Source organism: Aestuariivirga sp., assembly GCF_041738905.1.
Taxonomy (GTDB): Bacteria; Pseudomonadota; Alphaproteobacteria; order Rhizobiales; family Aestuariivirgaceae; genus Aestuariivirga.
In genome coordinates this window covers 1-20,902 of sequence record NZ_JBGSOZ010000089.1, presented here as the reverse complement: position 1 = coordinate 20,902, position 20,902 = coordinate 1, and the positions used below count along the sequence as shown (strand labels likewise).

Annotated in this window: 12 protein-coding genes; 10 read left to right on the top strand and 2 right to left on the bottom strand. The window is 57.7% G+C overall.

Annotated elements, in window-relative coordinates; all coding sequences use genetic code 11:
* A partial coding sequence (locus ACEW8Q_RS08075) for a metallophosphoesterase (protein WP_373503543.1) occupies positions 1-695 on the bottom strand: 695 nt, incomplete at its 3' end.
* Complete coding sequence (locus ACEW8Q_RS08070; RefSeq protein WP_373503542.1) at positions 692-2,128, bottom strand: DUF6880 family protein; 1,437 nt, start codon at positions 2,126-2,128, stop codon at positions 692-694. The genes ACEW8Q_RS08075 and ACEW8Q_RS08070, both read right to left, overlap by 4 nt.
* A gap of 218 nt (positions 2,129-2,346) precedes the next feature.
* On the opposite strand from ACEW8Q_RS08070, the gene ACEW8Q_RS08065 reads away from it, so the two are divergent.
* From ACEW8Q_RS08065 to ACEW8Q_RS08020, 10 genes are all read left to right on the top strand, one after another.
* Positions 2,347-3,501 carry a tyrosine-type recombinase/integrase gene (locus ACEW8Q_RS08065; protein WP_373503541.1) on the top strand — a complete coding sequence of 385 codons (1,155 nt, stop codon included), beginning with the start codon at positions 2,347-2,349 and terminating at the stop codon, positions 3,499-3,501.
* Between the two features lie 91 nt (positions 3,502-3,592).
* Complete coding sequence (locus ACEW8Q_RS08060) at positions 3,593-4,489, top strand: WYL domain-containing protein (RefSeq protein ID WP_373503540.1); 897 nt, start codon at positions 3,593-3,595, stop codon at positions 4,487-4,489.
* Positions 4,490-4,559: 70 nt separating this feature from the next.
* Complete coding sequence (locus tag ACEW8Q_RS08055; RefSeq protein WP_373503539.1) at positions 4,560-6,950, top strand: N-6 DNA methylase; 2,391 nt, start codon at positions 4,560-4,562, stop codon at positions 6,948-6,950.
* The gene (locus ACEW8Q_RS08050) at positions 6,947-8,275 is read left to right on the top strand and encodes a restriction endonuclease subunit S (protein ID WP_373503538.1); all 1,329 of its coding nucleotides are present in this window, start codon (positions 6,947-6,949) and stop codon (positions 8,273-8,275) included. The genes ACEW8Q_RS08055 and ACEW8Q_RS08050 overlap by 4 nt, the downstream gene beginning before the upstream one ends.
* A gap of 8 nt (positions 8,276-8,283) precedes the next feature.
* Complete coding sequence (locus ACEW8Q_RS08045; RefSeq protein WP_373503537.1) at positions 8,284-11,307, top strand: type I restriction endonuclease subunit R; 3,024 nt, start codon at positions 8,284-8,286, stop codon at positions 11,305-11,307.
* Positions 11,308-11,365: 58 nt separating this feature from the next.
* On the top strand, positions 11,366-13,414 hold the full coding sequence (locus ACEW8Q_RS08040; protein ID WP_373503536.1) for a hypothetical protein: 2,049 nt from the start codon (positions 11,366-11,368) through the stop codon (positions 13,412-13,414).
* Between the two features lie 59 nt (positions 13,415-13,473).
* The gene (locus tag ACEW8Q_RS08035) at positions 13,474-14,466 is read left to right on the top strand and encodes an OmpA family protein (RefSeq protein ID WP_373503535.1); all 993 of its coding nucleotides are present in this window, start codon (positions 13,474-13,476) and stop codon (positions 14,464-14,466) included.
* Positions 14,456-16,705, top strand: coding sequence for an EH signature domain-containing protein (locus ACEW8Q_RS08030; RefSeq protein WP_373503534.1), 2,250 nt, complete (start codon positions 14,456-14,458; stop codon positions 16,703-16,705). The genes ACEW8Q_RS08035 and ACEW8Q_RS08030 overlap by 11 nt, the downstream gene beginning before the upstream one ends.
* A 3-nt stretch (positions 16,706-16,708) precedes the next feature.
* Positions 16,709-19,852, top strand: a complete 3,144-nt coding sequence (locus ACEW8Q_RS08025) for a DEAD/DEAH box helicase (RefSeq protein ID WP_373503533.1) — start codon at positions 16,709-16,711, stop codon at positions 19,850-19,852.
* Positions 19,853-19,926: 74 nt separating this feature from the next.
* Positions 19,927-20,902: GIY-YIG nuclease family protein (locus ACEW8Q_RS08020; RefSeq protein ID WP_373503532.1), on the top strand; the 976-nt coding region annotated here is incomplete at its 3' end.

Below are 20,902 nucleotides of genomic sequence, written 5' to 3'. Positions count from 1 at the left end.
GCGTCTCGCCAGGTCATGGCACCCGATTGCCACCATTTTAGCCGAAGCGCTGTGCGCCGGTGCCCCTTGATGTCATGAAAATAATGCGGCGCAGGAAGTTCAGCTTCCGGTCCCTTCAGCGTCGTCAAGACAGCTTCAGCGAAACCGGTGGCACCGTTTTCCAGCGCGATCTCTTGCAGATCATCGATTGCCAGCACGCCGTCCGGGCGGCGGCTCATGATCGTTGCCATGCGGTTATCGTCCCAACAGGCATGGACCAGACGCAAACCGCCCAGATCAAGAAACAGCGGCAGCGATAGGAACCAGTCCATCATCTCGTTCGTGTCGGGATGCCCGACCGGGAATTCATCAAGAAAGGTCTGGTGCTGGTTTGTGTTCTTGGCCGAATGTGACCGCATGTAGCCGTCGTCCGTACCATCGGAGTTCAGACCAGGACGATGATAGAGCAGCGCGTTCAGTTCATGGTTGCCCATGATCGTCACGGCATGTCCCTGATCGCGCATGGCGCGAACGACGGTCAGAACTGACCGGTTCGCACGACCCATATCGATGAAATCCCCAAGGAAGGCAGCGATGCGTCCCTCCGGATGCGCCCAGGACGCGCCGTCCGGCACATAGCCGAGGTGCAAAAGGGTTTGCGTCAGGCGATCAATGTCAGCGTGCACATCGGGAATGATATCATAGGTTTGCATCATGTGAGTTGACCCCAGAAGCCGGTCTTCTTGCCATGCGCCGCTCTCAGGCGTGCGACATAGGCCTCGTGCGGCTCAAGCGGCGCAAAACCCTCGATCCGGTTGGCAAGATCGGCGCAGGTCGCCAGGTGCTGTGCGGCATAACCATAGCGCTTCTGCCGCGCCTCCCTCAGTGTGAAGTCGATCATCGCCCTCAGCAATACTGTCGCCGCAAGTGGATGGCGTTCTGACAGCGCCTCGGCTGCCGGGGCAAGGATCTCATAATGGTCCCCGTCGATCTGGTCGTACCGACCCACGAGCATCTTTGCGGCATGGTCGGGCGACGGCCAGTTCAGGAAGAAGGCCAAGGCGGCAAGCAGGTCGGGGTGCGTGGCGGCATGGGCCATCGCGCGCTCTTCCGCCTCGGTGTCTTCGAAATCCGGCAACCGCTTCACGTAATCCCGCAGATGCTCGCCCGACAGGTCGCGCGCGAAGCACGCCCATCGGAATGCTTGGGCCTCGTCCTTCCGGTCAAGCGCCTCGAGCACGGCAAGACGCGCGTCCAGCCATTCGGGTGGGATCCAGCGCGCATCTTTAACCTCCGCTCGCTCGATGAAGCCAAGCGCGTCTCCTGCCCTTCCGGCCGCCAGCAAGCGCTGCGCGATCTCGGTCGCGATCTTAGGCACCTTGCGGGTCTTTGGGTCGTACTGCGCAATGAAGCCGTCGACGTCGCCCTGCACATCGGCAATGTCCTTCAGCGCCATCTCGACCGTACTCTGCCGCGCGCGTTCCTCCATCTCGTGGGCATAGCGCGTGCCGCCGCTGCCCCAGCCCACGGCCTGCCACTCGTTCTTTGGCGGCACAGTCACGGGCGTGCGTCCAAGCTCCTCGACCAGTTCTTTGAGATACGCGATGCCCTCCGGGCCCAGCGCCGGAGCGATGATGGCGATCAGACCGTCGTACTGGCCAAAGCCGTTGTCCTGCAGCGCATCGAGAACCTGCTGCGCCAGCGCCTTAGGCGCTGCGTCAGCCGCCTTTGCCACTTCGCCCAGATCGGCGCAGGCCTGGTGGAAGATGTCGATGACGGTGCCGCTGCTGTCATCGCAGCGTTCGAACACGGGCGTGGCCAGAGCCACTAACCGCCACAAGAGCGCCAGCGCCTCACTAGGATCATGGGGGGCGATCTGTTCCATTATCGCGCTGCGCTGAGTCTGAAGATCCTTCACCAGCGGCTTGCGGTTCTGCCAGTTCACGAAGGCCCGCGCCTTTGCGATGCTGGTCAGCCGCTTGGTGATCTCCCGCGCAGCCTCTCTCGGGCCCTCAGCCCCTGCGAGAGCCAGCCGCAGCTTGCGCTTGGCAGCGGCATCGCCGGTGCTGATCTCGATCAGCAGTTGCGCCAGACGCTCAGTGCCCAGCGCCTCCAGGTTTTTTGCATTGAGGGTGGATTTGGACGCCATCGGGATTCCGTTTCTTTTCGCGGACCATAGCAGCGCGGTCGAAAGACCGGAACCTGCGTTCTGATTCGCGGCGACCAGAGTTTTCGCCCACGGCTGCGATTCACGCCCTGCGTGAGACTACGCTGATTTTCCTTTTTACACGCAATATCAATGTGTTCATTGACTATCCATCCGCATTGCACACTGTGGAAGCCAGACAACCCGGAAGCCGATCTCCCATGCCCAAACTGACAAAGCGCATCGTCGACGCCGCAGAAACCCAAGCCGCCGAATACTTCGTCTGGGACAGCGACATCCCCGGCTTCGGACTTCGGGTGCTGCCAAGCGGGCGCAAAGGCTACGTCGTGCAATACCGCGCCGTACGCCGGTCGCGGCGGATCAGCCTCGGGCCCAGCACCGTGCTGACCTGCGAACAGGCACGCACCCGCGCCATCACCATCGTCGCCGCCGCGCGCAACGGACAGGACCCGGCGGCTGAACGCGACGCCGGGCGCAAGGCCATCACGATCAAGGAACTGGCCGAGCGGTTCGACAAGGAACACATCGCCATCCGCGTGAAGGCCAGCACGGGGAAGGAATATCGCCGGAACCTGCTGCGCTTCATCCTGCCCGCCCTCGGGCAGTTGACGGTCACGGGGATCACGCGGGCGGATGTTGCGAAGTTTCACCATGACTTGCGGCACATCCCCTATCAGGCCAACCGCTGCCTCGAAGTGGTGTCGAAGATGTTCAGCCTCTCCGAGATGTGGGGTCTGCGTCCGGACGGAACCAACCCGCGCAAGCACATCCGGAAGTACCCCGAGGAGAAGCGGGAGCGTTTCCTCAGTGCGGCCGAACTGCGCCGGATAGGCGAGGTGCTGCGCGAGATGGAAGCGGAAAGCGTGGAGCTGCCCTCGGCCATCCTCGCCGCACGGCTGCTGATCCTGACTGGATGCCGCCTGAACGAGATCATGTCCTTGAACTGGTCGTACATCGATTTCGACGGCCCTGCCCTGCGCCTGCCAGATTCCAAGACGGGGGCGAAGGTCGTTCACGTTGGCCAGCCGGTCGTGGACCTGCTGCAAGATGCCCAGCGCATCGACGGCAATCCTTGGGTCATCACCGGCACCCTGCCCGGCAAGCCGCTCAGCGACCTGCAGCCATTCTGGCAAAGGGTGCGTGCCCGAGCAGGAGTGAAGGACGTGCGCATCCACGACCTGCGCCACACGTTTGCATCGGCCGCGGTCGCATCCGGCCAAGGCCTGCCCATGATCGGCAAGCTCCTTGGGCACACGCAGGTGCAGACAACCGCGCGCTATGCGCATCTCGCGGCCGAGCCAGTGAGGCTGGCGGCGGACGCGGTGGCGCAGAACCTACGGCAATCCTTGGGATAATTGCGCACAATCCCTTCCCTTTTTGATTGATCCCCTATCGGCTCGCCGCTACGGTCAAGGAAAGCCCAGAAATTGGGCGCGCATAATTTTCATGCGCATCGGTCGATGGCGGGAGGGCGCGGTGAGTAACGACAGGTCAGAGCTTCGTTGGGGGGTCGAGCAGAGGCTCGAGTTCATCGAGTTCCGCCTGTTCTGGGAGGGGCACGTGAACCGCAGCGATGTGATGACGCAGTTCGGGTTGTCGGTGAACCAGGCATCCGCTGATCTGAGCCGCTACATCGGTCTGGCGCCCCACAACATGGACTACGACCGCAGCCTCCGAACCTATGTTCGCCAGCCGGGGTTTTCGCCCGTGTTCGACAAGCTCGATGCAGGTCGGTACCTCGCCCAACTGCGCTCAATCGCGGATGGGATCCTGGATCAAGAGGATTGCTGGATTACAGAACTGCCCTGCTACGATGCCGCGCCAACCCCAGCACGCGGTGTCGATCCTTCAACTTTGCGGTCAATCATCGCCGCCATTCGTCATACTGAGGCCATCGAGGTCCATTATCAGTCCCTGTCGCACCCCGAACCCCGCTGGCGATGGATCGCACCGCATGCCATCGCCTTCGACGGGTTCCGATGGCACGCACGAGCATTCTGCCTTGCCGACGAAGTGTTCAAGGACTTCCTCTTGTCCCGGATACTCGACATCCGTGGCTCGCGAGAGAGTAGTATGGAAGTTGCCTACGATCACGACTGGCAGACGCATGTCATGCTGCAAATCGGCCCACACCCTGCTCTGTCCGAAACGCAGGCCAAGGTGATCGCGCTCGACTATGGCATGCAGGGTGACAAAGCAGAGATCAAGGTTCGGCGGGCGTTGCTCTACTATGCGCTTCGACGCCTTGGGCTCGACGTAGATCCCGGTGCCAGGAAGCCGCAGGACCAACAAATCATACTTTTGAACCCTGGCGTAGTCCTGGGGGACCGCGAGCGAAACTAACTGCACTCATCTGGATGTTAAAACAGCACCACCATCCGCCCGAGCATAAACATAGAAACGAGTAAGTACCTTGAACCAGGCCGCCCACAACAAACTCATTTCCTTCATCTGGTCCATTGCTGACGATTGCCTTCGTGACGTCTACGTCCGCGGCAAATACCGCGATGTTATCCTGCCGATGGTTGTCCTCCGGCGCCTCGACACCCTGCTTGAACCCACCAAGGCTGCCGTCCTTGAAGAAGTTCGCTTCCAAAAAGACGAAATGAAGGCGACGGAACTGGACGATGCCCCGTTAAAGGCGGCTTCCGGCTACGTGTTTTTCAACACCAGCAAGTGGACGCTGAAACAGGTGCACGCCACCGCCACCAACAACGAACAGATCCTGCTGGCCAACGTGGAAGACTACCTGAACGGGTTCAGCGACAACGTCAAAGAGATCATTTCGCGCTTCAAGCTGCTGGAGCAGATGCGGCATATGGCGAACAAGCAGGTCCTGCTGGACGTGCTGGAAAAGTTCATCTCGCCCTACATCAACCTCACGCCGCACCCGGTCGAAGACCCCGATGGCAACACGCTCCCGGCCCTCAGCAACCTTGGCATGGGCTATGTCTTCGAAGAGCTGATCCGCAAGTTCAACGAAGAAAACAACGAAGAAGCCGGGGAGCATTTTACCCCGCGCGAGGTGATCCACCTCATGACGCACCTGGTCTTTGACCCGATCAAGGATCGCCTGCCCCCGGTCATGACCATCTATGACCCCGCCTGCGGCAGCGGCGGCATGCTGACGGAATCGCAGAACTACGTCATCGACCCCGATGGCTCTATCAAGGCCACCGGCGACGTCTACCTTTACGGCAAGGAAATCAACGACGAGACCTATGCCATCTGCAAATCCGACATGATGATCAAGGGCAACAACCCCGAGAACATCAAGGTCGGCTCCACCCTCTCGACCGACGAATTCGCAGCCCAGCGCTTCGACTTCATGCTGTCCAACCCGCCCTACGGCAAAAGCTGGAACAGCGAACTGAAGCACATCAAGGACGGCAACGACGTCATCGACCCGCGCTTCAAGGTCGAATTGGCCGATTACTGGGGCACCATCGAAACCAAAGACGCGACACCCCGCTCCAGCGATGGCCAGTTGCTGTTCCTGATGGAAATGGTGGGCAAGATGAAGTCCACCAAGGACAGCGCGGTCGGCGCGCGCATCGCCAGTGTTCACAACGGCTCCAGCCTGTTCACCGGCGACGCGGGCAGCGGCGAGTCGAACATCCGCCGCCACATCATCGGAAACGACCTGCTCGACACCATCATCCAGCTGCCGAACAACCTGTTCTACAATACTGGCATCACCACCTACATCTGGCTGCTGACCAATGCCAAACCAGCCGACCGGCGCGGCCGCGTGCAACTGATCGACGCCAACCTGCTATACCGCAAGCTGCGCAAGAACCTTGGCGACAAGAACTGCGAATTTGCGCCCGAACATATCGAGGCGATCACCAGCGCCTACCTTTCGTTCCAGCCGGTCGAACGCCAGCTCGACGCGAATGGCGATCCCACCGGCATTGCCGTGCAGATCTTCGACAACACCGATTTCGGCTATCACAAGGTCACCATCGAACGACCCGACCGTCGCCGCGCGCAGTTCAGCGCCGAACGGCTGGCCCCCCTGCGGTTCGAGAAATCCCTGCGCGAACCGATGGAGCATCTGTGGGAAACCCATGGCGATGCGGTCTATGACGCGGGCTTTCTAAAGGAACAGGCCAAGCCGATCATGGTCTGGTGCGAGCAGCAGGGCATCACCTTGAATGCCAGCGCCCGCGCCAAGCTGCTGGATACCGCCAACTGGAAGCGCCTGCGCGAATTGCTAGCCCATGGGCACACGCTGATGCAGGCCGTCGGCACCGACGAAACCGCCGATTACAACGCCTTTGTCGAACGCGTGAACAAGGCGCTGAAGGCCCGCAAGATCAAGCTGTCGGCGACCGAGAAGAACTCCATCCTGAACGCGGTCAGCTGGTATGCTGAGGACGCCGAAAAGGTCATCGACAAATCCCTGCGCCTGTCTGGTGCCGAGCTTGCGGCGGTGACGGCACGGCTGGGCTGCGATGTGGCCGATCTGGGTGACTTTGGCCTGTATAAGCATCCCGACGGCAGCTGGCTGACCTACGCCTCCAACGCCGACCTGCGGGATAGCGAGTCCGTGCCGCTAAAGGACAGCATCCACCGCTATTTCCGGGCCGAGGTGACGCCGCATGTGCCCGAGGCCTGGATCAACCTCGACACAGTCAAGATCGGGTATGAGATCAGCTTCAACAAATACTTCTACCGCCACAAACCCCTTCGCGGCCTGGCCAAAGTGACGGCGGATATTCTGGCGCTAGAACAGCAGGCGGACGGGCTGATCTCGGACATTCTGGGGGTGCCGGTCGCGGCACTGTCGGAGGTGGAATGATGGAAGCCGATGTACAAGTCCTTCCCGAAACCCGGCAAGACATGCTTTCTTTCGAACTTTCTTTTTTGCCACGCGAGTGGCGCTTGGCAAAGCTCCGCCATGCATTCAATTTCAATAAAGGGCTAACAATCACAAAAGAAAATCTTCAAGATGAAGGTATCCCGTGCGTGAACTACGGCGAGGTTCACTCAAAATATGGCTTTGAGGTTGACCCTGCTCGCCACCCACTGAAATGCGTCGATGTATCGTACATAGAGGATAATCCGGCCTCCTTGCTAAAGCGCGGAGATTTCGTGTTTGCCGATACGTCTGAGGACATCGAAGGATCCGGTAACTTCACATGCTACAATAGTGACCTACAAGCATTTGCTGGATATCACACGCTAATCGCCAAACCAAAAGTGCCGATGAACGCGCGTTTCATGGCATACCTTATCGATTCCCAAACATTTCGCGCCCAAGTGCAGATCGAAGTAAAAGGCGTGAAGGTCTTTAGCATTACTCAAGCGATCCTAAAACCAACTGTAGTCTGGTTCCCGCCTCCCCATGCCCAAGACGCCATCGCGGCGTTCCTTGATGACAAATGCGCCAAGATCGATGGGGCGGTGAAGATCAAGGAAGACCAGATCGCGCTGCTGCGCGAGCGGCGGCAGATCATCATTCAGGACGCCGTCACCCGTGGCCTGAACCCCGCCGCCCCGATGAAAGACAGCGGTATCGACTGGATCAGCCAAATTCCCGCGCATTGGGATGTGGTAAGATTTAAGTACTTGTTCACTCAGAGCAGACTCCCCGTTCAAGACGACGACGAGATCGTCACGTCTTATCGGGATGGGCAAGTCACACTTCGATCAAACCGCCGGTTGGATGGATACACAGAAGCAATAATCGAAGGCGGCTATCAGGGAATCCGACCGGGCCAACTTGTGCTCAACTCAATGGATGCTTTTGAAGGTGCCATCGGCGTGTCGGACTCTGCCGGAAAATGTACGCCCGAATATGTGATATGTAATCCCAACAACTCTAAGATCAACCAAAACTATTTTTCATACCTGCTCCGCGAAATGGCTTTGGCCAAGTACATACAGGTCATCTGTAACGCGGTACGACAAAGGGCAGTGCGCATCAGGTTCAATAACCTGGCCACAAGGTTCTTGGCTGTTCCACCACTCGATGAGCAAAAAGAGATTGTCGATTTCATTGACGCCCAGAAAATGAAGATCGCAGAAGCCATCGCGATCAAGGAACGCCAGATCGCGGCGCTAAAGGAATACAAAACCAGCCTGATCAACGCGGCAGTCACCGGCAAGATCAAAGTCAGTTAGGGGGCAGCATGGTCAGCAACACACGCGAAATCGCACTCGAAAAGGCCATCCAGAAGCATCTGACTGGCCATACGACCGAAGGCTTAGCAGGCGCGCACGCTCCGGTGGGCGGTGGCCCCTATCTCATCGGCCTGCCCGGTGATTTCAACGCCCAGTTCGCGCTGGACACGCGCATGTTCTGGCAGTTTCTGGAGACCACCCAAGCCAAAGAACTGGCCAAGCTGCAGGCGCGCAATCCATCGGATTGGCGGGCCAAGATCCTCGAACGCTTTGATCGCATGATCAAGAAGCACGGCCTGCTGCATTTGCTGAAAAAGGGTCTGCCGGTCGATGACGCGTACTTTTCGCTGATGTACCCCGCGCCGCTGGCCAGCTCTGCCGCTCGCGTGCAAGAAAACTTCGCCGCCAATATCTGGAGCATCACCCGCCAGGTCCGCTATTCGCAGACCAACCCGCTGGAAGAGATCGACATCGTGCTGTTCCTGAACGGCATGCCCCTGATCACGGTGGAATTAAAGAACGCCTGGACCGGCCAGACCGCCCGCTTTCACGGCCAAAAACAGTACCGCGACAACCGCGACGCCACCCAGCCCCTGCTGCAATTCGGCCGCGCGCTGGTGCATATGGCGGTGGACACCGACGAGGTGTTCATGGCCACCAAACTTGCCGGGCCCGCTACCTTCTTTCTGCCTTTCAACAAGGGCCACAACAACGGCGAGGGCAATCCGCCCAACCCACACGGCCACAAGACCGCCTATCTTTGGGAAGAGGTGTTCCTGCCCGCCAGCCTTGCGGGCATCATCCAGCATTTCGTGCTGCTGGAGGGCAAGGCCACCGATCCGCTGCCAAAGAAATCGCTGATCTTCCCGCGCTATCAGCAATTGGACGTGGTGCGCCGCCTGCTGGACCACGTGTCCATCAACGGCGTCGGCCACAGCTATCTGATCCAGCATTCGGCGGGGTCGGGCAAATCGAACTCGATCACTTGGGCGGCCTATCAGCTGATCGAAGCTTATCCCAAAAGCACCAGCCTGCCCGGCGCGCGCGGCCTGGACCAGCCGCTGTTTGACTCTGTCATCGTCGTGACGGATCGCCGGTTGCTGGACAAGCAGCTGCGCGACAACATCAAGGATTTCTCCGAGGTCAAGAACATCGTCGCCCCGGCACTGCGGTCCGCCGACCTGAAATCAGCGTTGGAGAATGGCAAGAAGATCATCATCACGACGATTCAGAAGTTCCCCTTCATCATCGACGGCATTTCAGACCTGAGCGACAAGCGGTTTGCTGTGATCATCGACGAGGCGCACAGCGGTCAAAGCGGCCAGGCCCATGACAACATGAACCGTGCGATGGGCGCGGGCGATGTGGACCCGGACGAAGATGATCCGCAGGACCGCATCCTGGCGGCGATGCAATCGCGCAAGATGCGCGGCAACGCATCGTATCTTGCGTTCACCGCCACGCCAAAGGCGACCACACTTGAGAAATTCGGCGAGCGCCAGCCGGATGGCAGTTTCAAGCCGTTTCACCTTTACAGCATGAAACAGGCCATCGAAGAGGGCTTCATCCTGAACGTGCTGGCCAACTACACGACCTACAAAAGCTATTACGAAATCCAGAAATCGGTGGAGGAAAACCCGCTTTTCGACACCAAGAAGGCCCAAAAGAAGCTGCGCGCCTATGTCGAACGCAGCCAGCACACGATCAACACCAAGGCCGAGATCATGCTGGACCATTTCATCCCGCAGGTCGTGAATACGAAGAAGCTGCGCGGCAAGGCCAAAGGGATGATAATCACCCAGAACATCGAAGCCGCGATCCGCTACTACAAGGCGGTGACCAAGCTGCTTGATGCGCAAGGAAACCCGTTCAAGGCGCTGATCGCCTTTTCGGGCGAAAAGACCGTCGATGGGGTGAAATACACGGAAGCCGACATGAACGGCTTTCCCGAAAGCGAAACGCGGGACAAGTTCGACACCGATGATTATCGGCTGCTGATCGTGGCGAACAAGTACCTGACCGGCTTCGACCAGCCCAAGCTGACCGCGATGTACGTGGACAAGAAGCTGCAGTTCGTGCTGGCCGTCCAGGCTCTGTCCCGCCTCAACCGTTCGGCCCCCAAGCTGGGCAAACGGACAGAAGACCTGTTCATCCTCGACTTCTTCAACAGCGTCGATGACATCAAGACGGCCTTCGACCCATTCTACACCGTGACCACGCTGTCTGAGGCAACCGATGTCAACGTGTTGCACGAGCTAAAGGACGCACTGGACCAGGTGGGCGTATATGAGTGGCAGGAGGTCGAGGACTTCGTGACCCGGTATTTTGCCGGTGAAGATGCCCAGACCCTCAGCCCGATCATCGATATCGCGGCCAATCGTTTCAACGCCGAACTGGAGCTGCCTGACGCCGAGAAGATCGACTTCAAGATCAAGGCCAAACAGTTCGTGAAGATCTACGGTCAGATGGCGTCGATCATCTCGTTTGAAGTGCTGGAATGGGAAAAGCTTTTCTGGCTGCTGAAGTTCCTGATCCCTAAGCTGAAGATCAAGGATCCCAATCAAGACATGCTTGATGAACTGCTGGAGGCCGTTGATCTGTCATCCTACGGCCTGGAGCGCACAAAGCTGAACCATGAAATCGGTCTTGATGCGTCCGATACGGAACTGACTCCGCAAAACCCGAACCCGCGTGGCAACCGCGACGGCGATCCGGAAACCGACCCTCTTGATGACATCATTCGCAGCTTCAACGAGCGGTGGTTTCAGGGTTGGAGTGCGACGCCAGAGGAGCAACGGGTCAAATTCGTGAACATCGTCAACAGTATCCGTGCTCACCCGGACTACACAGCCAAGTACGAGGCGAATTCTGATCCGTATAATCGCGGTCTGGCATTTGAGAAGATTCTACACGACGTAATGCTTAAACGTCGGAAGGAAGAGCTGGAACTTTACAAGCTGTTCGCTTCCGACCCAGCGTTCAAATCGGCTTGGAGTCAAAGCATCGCAAACGCCCTCGACGGCGCATGTTAGCCCTAGGACAAGAAAAGGGCGTTTGCGCCCCGAGACGACGGGATGAGGAATAAAAAGAATGTGGTCTAACTTCGTAAGCATCGGCGACGCGACAAGAGAATTTGTTCTGGCGATTGCTGGTCTGCTGGTTGAAAAATATACCCCTGGTCTCGTTGCCCTTGGCCTGTTTGTCGGGCTTCTCGTCGCGAGCCTCCTTTACTGGCGGCAGGTCAACCGCCAGATCAAGACGCTGAAATGGCTTCGGCGGATGATCAACGGCCACGAGACCCCGCAGTCTTTCACAGCGGCCATTTCCGACATCGATTTGGCCATCAAATCAAAGCGCAACGACAAGAAATATGCATCCGTCGTGGCGGCTTGGACCGAATATCGTGAGACCCTTGTTCTGCATGGCGAGGGCGACGCCCGTCATCTACGCAACTCGGTTCGCCCGTCCACCTTTCTGAACCTCGAAGACCTTGAATATGGGGCTGGGTTCTGGCGGATCGTGCCTGGTCTCTTCGTGACCATCGGTCTGTTCCTAACCTTCCTCGGCCTCGTCGCTGCTCTCGGTCAAATGAACGTAGGTAGCGCAGATCCCGCTGAATTGCAGGGGATGCTTGACGGCCTGCTGACAACGGCTTCCGCCAAGTTCATAATGTCACTGACGGGTTTGGCATGTTCGATCGTCTTTACAGTTGTCCTTCGGATTGGTCTCGGGCGACTGGAACATCACATCCACGCGCTTTGTTCGCGGGTCGAATATTTGCTGAAATTCATCTCGCTCGAAGACATCGCAGTGGAACAGCTGCAGGCAATCAAGGAGCAGCGCGAGCATTTCCGCACTATCGGGATGGAACTGGTTGCTGAACTTGGTCGTCCGCTGCGTGAGGAACTCCCTCAGACCATCTCCCGCTCGATTGCCGAAACCATGGGGCCGATGATGGATCGGGTGGCCAAGGTCGGAACCGAAGGCGTTGGCGGCATGATCAACGATCTCTCTGAGAAGTTCTCCTCGGATGTCAGCGGTGCCTTGCTCAACGCCAGCGAGAGCATCGAACTGGCTGGTCGTAAGATCGGCGAGCTGGCGGCACGGATGGATCAAAGCTCTGGCAATATGAACGAGCAGCTGATGGCCTCCATTGCAACGCTGACCAACACCATTTCCGACATCAGGAGGAACACCGAAGAAAGTGCGGCCCGCACGGGCGAGGTATTCCGCGAAGGATCCGAGAAGCTGCTCGCTGTGATGTCGGAGACGCTGCAGGACATCCGGGACAATACAGGACGCGGGGCCGAAGCCATTAGGGATGCAGCCGCCGAAATGCGCTCTGCTGCAGAGACCTTCAATAAGGAGCTGTCCAACGCGGCACAAGCAGGTGCACGGCAGGTCGAAGGACAAATGGCGAAGACTGCGGATGCCGCGAGCGGAGCCATTACCGAAGCCAGCCAGAAGGTACTTGGATCCTTCGGGGAGACCGCACAGCGGATCGCGAACATGTCCACGGAAATGGCCGACAGACTTTCGGGGGATTTGCTGCGGCCGCTTGACGATATCGGTGAGAAGCTTTCTGCCCTCAGCCGTGAACTGGGTAACGGAACATCCGAATTCCGTCGTATGGCTGAAGGCGTCAAATTGGGCGCTGATGCGACTGTCGTGGCTGCAAATACCTTCCGCTCGGCCTCGCAGGACATGACCACTGCTGCCGCACCGATCCGTTCTTCAGTCGAACGGATCGATGGCGCTGTCACCAAGTTGCAGACCAGTACCACCCAGACCGCGGACATCATGATCACAGGGGCGCAGAACACCTTCCATTCGGCAGAGGCTGCCCTCAAGAGCGCAAGCGATATCCTCATGGGCAAACAGCAAGCCATCGAGGCGGCGCTGGAAGGCGTCAAGGAAGTCATCGACCGCATGAAGGGTCAGGGAGACAAGCTGGACGAACTGGATGCGAAGCTAGGCGACGCCTTCGAAAAGTACGCCAAGCATGTCAGCTCGGCCCTTGAGATGATGATCGACCACGCCCGCGAAATGCAGGCGCAACTCAGCCCTGCCATCGATCAAATGCGCGAAGTCGTCGAACAGGCTGAACGCTTCATTCCGCAGTCGAGGGTTGTCCGCTAATGCGTAACCTGCGACGCTCAAACCGAGAAGAAGAAGAAGAGGAATCCGTCTTCGTCCCGATGACGGACATGACGGTGTCATTCCTTTTCATCCTGATGATCCTGCTGGCATTCTTTGCCGTGCGGTTCTCCGACAAGGATACTGTGCCCAGATCGGTGCATGAGGAACTGCGTAGCGAGTTCAACCAGGTCAGCCTCGAGCGGGACAACCTGATCATCGCGCGAGACAATCTGTTGGAAGAGGTCGAGCGCCTTAAACTTGAGATCGAAGCACTGCTCGGCCAAATCACCGACCTGCAAGAGGAGAACACAAATATACGGGAACAAATCCGCGAACGGGACGAGCGCATTGAGGGTCTGTTGGCTGAAATAGATGAACTGAGACGCAGGCTGGAAGAACAGAACCCGCTTGAAGCCTACATCGCTATGGCTCAGGTTCAGCGGCTCGGAATTCTTCGTCGGATCGAAGAGGCGCTCAAGATCGAGTTCGGTGACCAAATACTGGTGGAAATCAGCACGGAGAATGACGCCTTGAGGTTCAAAGGCGAGGGTCTCTTTGCCAGCGGCGCACGGAACTTGCTGCCGAACAAACGCACCATAGTCGCTAGGCTAGCCGAACTCGTCACAGATGCAATATCCTGCTACACTGTCAATAATCGTGGCTTGAACTACAGTGAGTGCAACTCAAACGGCATCGTCATTGAGGCGGTGCAAATTGAAGGCCACACAGACGATGTGGGGACTGATGCGTTCAACATCGAGTTGTCGACCGCCCGTGCAAACGATGCCTTCTTTACGATGCTAAGCAGCCAAGAAGACCTGTTAAGTTACCTTAATATCCGTGGGCAGCCAGTGATCTCGGTTGCTGGCTACGGTGAAATGCGTCCAGTCGCGCCAAATGACACGCTGGAGGGTAAGGCGGAAAACCGCAGAATCGACTTGCGTCTCATAATGTATACGCCCCGCGACCGCGAACAGGTGGAGCGCATCCAGCAGCAGATCAGAGACGGTCTTCGGCTGGCAGTAGAGGAGGCAGCATCAAGTGGACCTTGATATCGCCCTGAATTCTGTTCGCAGGCTTTCGCCACTCGTGCTGCCCGAACTGACCCGCCTGATTGCAGCAAAGAAGCGTGTGCTGGACCGTTGGCCCGACATCGTTCCTGATCCCCCCGAACAAGACCATGAAGCCATCATCATCCAGATGCTGACGCTCTTAGAGAGCAACCGCTGGGAGGACGTGAAGATGTCCTTCGTCCTGCGGGCGCTGAAAGTAGCATTCGGACCGAATCTTAAAAATCGTGAGAATGTGGCACCGATCATCGACTTTGCGTTTGCAGAACTCGAGGCGACGACGCAGCCCACTTTTCTGAATGCGATGGTAGCAATTTATCTGTCCTGCTACGAACCCAAGTCTGACCACAGCCTCGCTCTGGGCTCCAAGATCAACGCCAAACGACACTTGCTGAATGGAAGGTGGCGGGCAATCGAGGAAACCTACCCGACACTCTTCGACGCCAGGCGTGCCCATGCCGATATCGCAGCCTCCATGGAGGAGATAGATGAGCCTTGGCAGGGCCTGAAGGCAAACGGCTTTTCGAACCCGCATGCGACCGGTCTGATGCACTATGTCCATGCCGCCTATGTGGACAGGATCCGACCCAACCTGAATATGGAGAGCTGGCTGGATGTCCTCTTCAAGTGGCTGAACCCAGAGCCTGGGAAACGGAAGACGACTGGTTCGATAGAGGTCATCGAAGCAGTTCTGGGTCACTGGGTCCAAAAGTCCGCCTCCGACCAGACCCGTCAGGCTGTCACCGAACACCTGATCAACCAGTATAACGACCCGCGTACCAACCGTTCTCTCTGGGTGGGCGTCGCCGAAAAATACATGAACGTAATTTTCAGCTGGTTAACCCGCGAGGATCTGCGCTTCTTCACATCCGTCGTCGATGCAACTCAGAAAGACCCGCAGTGGCAACCACGGAAGAAGTTCTGGCTTCGGCTTTACGATGAAGGTTTGATTGAACAGGCATGGGTGGCGTTCTGCCCCGGTGCAGAGCGCTACGCCCGCACGCACCTGATCCGAAGCGGCTATGCCGAAAACGTGCGTCGCTTTGCCAAGCAGTCGAAAGGCGGCACGCGGTCGGACACGTCGATCCTGATTATGAAAATCGGGAACAAGATCGTCGTAGATGGATGTCACAACTACAGGACACACATCTTCAACATCGATGACCCCGTCGCGCCGAAGCTTTTCAGGCGGGAATACGACTGCGACGCCGATGTGATGGAACTTGCCGCATGGTCCAAGTCCCACAGTTCGATCCCCTCTTGGGCGCAATGGGTCCGCGAGTCGATCCACTCGAAGACACCGATGTCGACGAAGAAGCCGTGGCGCCGCAGTCCAGCACGCGACGATGACCTCGACCGTCAGCCTATACCGACGCGGCAGCGTGCTGCTGGCTATACGCTCGCCACGCCAGATCGCACGACATACAATCCACCACCTCAGCAACCAGTCAATAACCTGCCTGCCCAGCCCGTGCGTCCTGCTCCTGATTCAACGTCTTTGCAGGCACATCCTGTAACACCAACATCAGTTCGGCCGTCGCTCCCACCTCGGCAGGCTGAAACGCGGCCACATACGCCTTACACGGTCACGCCAAACCCGGATTCGACATCAAGGCTCAACCCTGAGATTGAAAAGAATAATGGGGTAAGCCTATCGAAGTTTCCGGGCGCTCCACCCTCGCCCCCACATCGCAAAGTACATTCGTCGGCGGAGGAACCCAAAGAGCCTCCAAAATCTGCGGCCGTTAGCAGCCCTGCGGCTCGGCTGGCCCCCTTCTCTGCTGCAGCTGTCAATGCTGAGGTCAACGAACTTCGCGCAAGGATGATTAGAAGCGGGGACAACCTTTCAGAAATCAGTGAGGCTTTGCAGAAGGTTCGGGAGCGGCATGAGCTTGACCTCGCGGAAGAGATCAGGATCGCGAATGCCATCAGGCGCAGGCAAGCAAATGATGAAGAGTTCGTCAGCCTGAAAGCCTTCGTGGAGCCGATCTTCAACAGAAAACTCAGTCCCAACGAGACAATGCTATGGGCGATGAAGGCAAACGAGATAGAGCGGATTGCACGGTCCAAAGGAGTGATTTCACCGAATGTCACCTCTGCTTTGAAGGCGCTGGTAAACGGCCACACCCTCGGCGCAACTGAAAAGAAAGCCATGGAATACATGGCACAGTGGCTTCGTCGACAAGGTGTCGAGCTGCTGGAAATGATTCGCAAGGAGTAAGTGTTGGCGTTCGATTTCAGCTACGACGACAAGGGCATCACGTCGACAGTCCATCAAGAAGCTCCTGGCTTCCTGAAAAGCCTATTTGCGCATCCCAAAGGGCTGAAACTCGAAGACTTATCAGCAAAAGACCGAAATCTGCTCTTTGCCATCGCTGATTTGAAGCAGGTCGCCGAGAACAACCCTGACACCCTGAGGACAGACAGTACCACAATCTGGATGAGCCATGATGTTGCCGCGGAACTGGATGCACATACCGCGAAAACTCTTGGACTGCCCCCTGTCGTGGATCTGATCTTCAAGACAGATGTCGAGGGGGTGCCAGGACAGAATCAGTTTCGCCTTCGTCACGAATGGCTGCGCCTCGGAGAAAAACAGGTTGTTACTCGTATCGGCTGCATCCTGAAAACATCTGACGGGCTTCGCAGACTGCCAAAATGGCTACTTGACGCCATCAAGGTATCAGAGTCCTTCAAGACAGGTTCGGATCTGCAAGCCCACTGGGAAGCCCTTGCCCGCTTTCGTCAGGCACTCGAACCTGGGTTCCATCAGGAGGATGTCTCTGCCGGCGCCCAAATGGATATGAGTGCCTTCCTGAGGCGGCTGCATGTGCAGATCGCGGACGGCTTTTCCATCATGCCCACAGGCAGTGATATCGACCCAGAATTCGAGGTCGTCCCCTTCTCCCGCAAAGCACTGGAAGAGGAGAACGAGGATACCGAGGACGGTGAAGTTTCGGTGACGATGGCAGAGCTGGCTGGCAGACCGCTGAGAGAATTCCAGAACCGTGTCCGCGCAAAAGGTGCCTTGTCGGCCTATCGTGTTGGCTCAGGCAGGTTCCTTGTCATCGACCGCTCGGCAACGCCCGCCTTAAAGGTCATGGCGGAGATGCATAATGCGCCCCGTGAAGAGCGGGCTGCCTTCATCAGGAACCCCCGTCAGAAGATTACTGCCGCCATCGAACAGGATTTGCGGGACCGCGGTGTGCTGGATGGTCTTTCGGAAGCCCAGCAAGAGGAGATGATCGAAAAGGTCGCGCTCCCGACCTTTGTCGAGACAAAGGAATACTCCGCCCGCGTCACGGGGAAGACCATTTACACAGGTCCGTCGACGGTCGTCACCGAAGGCAGTGGAACGACATGGCTGCCCGAGGTTTTCGGGGAAAGCGTGGCCCGCCTTATCAAGGGGCTGCCTGTCGAAGAGCTGGAGGGTATTGAGGAAAAGATCCAGCAAGCAATAAGCGAGGGTCACGAAAGCATCGAATACGATGGGGAGCATATTGCCGCCTCACCGACCACCGAACGTGCGATCCGTCGCCAAATACAGACCCTCATAGAGGAGCAGGAAGGCAAGCCCGCGCCCGATGAGACCAAAGCGGAACCAGCCCCCGAACGAGAGGCGGAAAACACGGGGCCGATCATCCTCGGGGTCAAGGAAAACCTCGAACAGGTGCAGTGGCGCGGCAAGATCGAACCCCGTAAATCACTGATCCCCGCTGCGCTGCCAGAAAATGTGCGCACGCCCCTGAAAAGCCATCAGGTGGAAAGCTTCAAATGGCAAGTTGAGGCATGGAAATCTGGTCTGCCAGGCATCCTGAATGCGGATGAACAGGGTCTAGGAAAGACGCTGCAGACAATAACTTTCATCGCATGGCTGAAAGCCCAGATGGCGCAACAAGGAGCAAAGCCCAAGGGGCCGATCCTGATTGTGGCCCCGACCTCGCTTCTCGAAAACTGGGAACAGGAGGTCGAACGGCACCTCACCCCTGGTGGGCTTGGACATCTCATCAGGCTTTACGGCAACGGGATTTCATCGCGTCGCCGTCACGGGGCGCAAGGCAGGGACACTCTGGACGGGGAAGAACACCTCGACCTCTCGTTCCTGCATGAAGCCATGGCAACGGGAGCGGGCCACAATTACTGGCTGCTGACGACCTACACGACGTTGACGAACTACCAGCATTCTCTAGGGGCAATTCCCTTCTCCGCGCTGGTGTTCGACGAAATTCAGGCCCTAAAGAACCCTGGCTCCCTGCGTGCCATCGCAGGCATGGCTATGAACGCGGACTTCCGTATCGGTCTGACAGGCACGCCCATCGAGAATTCGACAATCGACCTCTGGGCGATCATGGAGCAGCTGGTGCCTGGTCGTTTGGTGCCGCTTACGGAGTTTAGAAAGCTCTACAGCGCACCCGAAGAGGGTCGCCTAAAGGCGCTTTACGACTTCGTTTTCGGTAAAAGCGACGGCCTGCCCCCGATGGCGCTGCGCCGCCTCAAGGAAAACGTGGCAAAGGAACTGCCTTCGAAGACGCGGATGCTCCATCCCCGTATGATGCCAGATGTGCAGGCAGAAGCCTATGAACGGGCTCGGGACAAGTTGGCAACGGGAACGAAGGGTGCGGCGCTGAAGATGCTCCATCACATTCGTTCGGTCTCGGTCCACCCCGCCATAACAGCCATCGAAAGCGTTGAGGAATTCATTGCGCTCTCTGGACGGCTGGAAGCATGCTTCGAGATCATGGACGGTATCCATGCCAATCGGGAACGAGTGCTGGTCTTCATCGAACATATCCAGATGCAGTATCGCTTTATCGAGCTTTTGAAAATGCGATACGGGCTCAGGCACATCGACCTCATCAACGGATCGACCCCTGTCCACAAGCGACAGGAGATCGTGAACCGCTTCCAGACGCATCTGGAGCACGACCAAGGGTTCGATGTGCTGGTTTTGGGTCCGAAAGCAGCAGGCACTGGCCTGACCCTGACGGCCGCCACGCATGTCATTCACCTAAGCCGATGGTGGAACCCTGCGGTCGAGGAACAGTGCAACGACCGTGTCCACCGCATCGGTCAGACAAAAGAAGTAACGATTCACATCCCGATGGCGATCCACGGAGAATTCCGAGAAAAAAGCTTTGATTGCCTTCTGCACAGCTTGATGACGCGGAAGCGGAAGCTTGCCTCATCCGCCCTGTGGCCTATGGGCGATACCGAGGCAGACGCCGAACAACTCCAGAAAATGCTAGCGGAAGAGGTCAACTCAGCGGATGCAGGCGACCCTGTCCACTCGGCAATTCTGCGAACCTTCGAGCGTGATCAGTCGCCGATGCCAGAACAACTGGATGACCATAGTTACAGGTATGAATAGTAACACAGCTTGTAACCGATGGTGAACCCTGACGGGATCCGAAATCCCGACATTGAATTGGGAGAGAAAATTGCTTGAATAAACCCCGGTCGATCAACATCTTTCTCCTAGACGGGGATCCGAACGGCATCAGGGTTGCCCAGATCATGATGTCGACAATCCAAGCCATCGCCTTCCGCCGCAACAAGTTGGGGGAGGTGCGCAAGACGTTCCCCGAAATCGAGCGCCCTGGGGTGTACATCTTGATCGGCGAAGATGAATCCGAACAGGATCGTCAGCTTGCCTATATCGGCGAATCCGAGGGTGTGGGTGCCCGCCTGTCATATCACAACTCGAACGAGCTGGGGCGAGACGCCAAGGGCTTTTGGGTCGACACCGTCGTTCTCATAAGCAAAGACGAAAACCTCACCAAGAGCCACGCGCGCTATGTTGAAGCGTGCCTGATCCGCAGCATCGGCAATAATCCTCGGTGGTCGTTGCCGAATGCCAAGCGGCCTTCTGAAGATGCCGGCAAGTTGCCGCTGCCAGACCGTGCGGCCATGGACGAGTTCGTTGACCAGACGAAAACTCTTGTCGGCGCCCTTGGTTGGGATCTATTTCGCGAAATGCGGGGGCGAGCGACAGAAGTGGTCCAGGCAGTTCGTAACATTCCGGCGTCTCCTCTTGGCGACAACCAGCGATTCCATTTCCGCGGCGAGGGGTTTGCCGCCGAAATGGAACTCGGGCCGTCCGGCGAGTTCATGGTCAAATCTGGGTCCAAAGCACGCCTGAGGACAACGACGACGATCCCGCGGGGCACGACGACATTGCGCAACACGCTGATCGATAAGGGGGTGCTGCGTCAGGAAGGCAACTTCTTTTTGTTTTCCAGCGACTACAGCTTCTCCTCCGCCTCGGCCGCAGCGGCGACTGTCATCGGGGCGAGCGCGAACGGGCGTATTCTTTGGAAGATGCCTGATGGTCGGACCTATGGAGATTGGGAAGCGGGCCAAGGTGAGCCGCTGAATAAGTCTGATGATCCAGATCCACAGGGTGAGACAGCGTTGCCTC

What these genes read in the sequence shown, in the direction of transcription:
- ACEW8Q_RS08070 (WP_373503542.1), bottom strand. Translation starts at nt 2,128, where the DNA reads ATGGCGTCCAAATCCACCCTCAATGCAAAAAACCTGGAGGCGCTGGGC.
- ACEW8Q_RS08065 (WP_373503541.1), top strand. Translation starts at nt 2,347, where the DNA reads ATGCCCAAACTGACAAAGCGCATCGTCGACGCCGCAGAAACCCAAGCC.
- ACEW8Q_RS08060 (WP_373503540.1), top strand. Translation starts at nt 3,593, where the DNA reads ATGCGCATCGGTCGATGGCGGGAGGGCGCGGTGAGTAACGACAGGTCA.
- ACEW8Q_RS08050 (WP_373503538.1), top strand. Translation starts at nt 6,947, where the DNA reads ATGATGGAAGCCGATGTACAAGTCCTTCCCGAAACCCGGCAAGACATG.
- ACEW8Q_RS08045 (WP_373503537.1), top strand. Translation starts at nt 8,284, where the DNA reads ATGGTCAGCAACACACGCGAAATCGCACTCGAAAAGGCCATCCAGAAG.
- ACEW8Q_RS08040 (WP_373503536.1), top strand. Translation starts at nt 11,366, where the DNA reads ATGTGGTCTAACTTCGTAAGCATCGGCGACGCGACAAGAGAATTTGTT.
- ACEW8Q_RS08035 (WP_373503535.1), top strand. Translation starts at nt 13,474, where the DNA reads ATGACGGACATGACGGTGTCATTCCTTTTCATCCTGATGATCCTGCTG.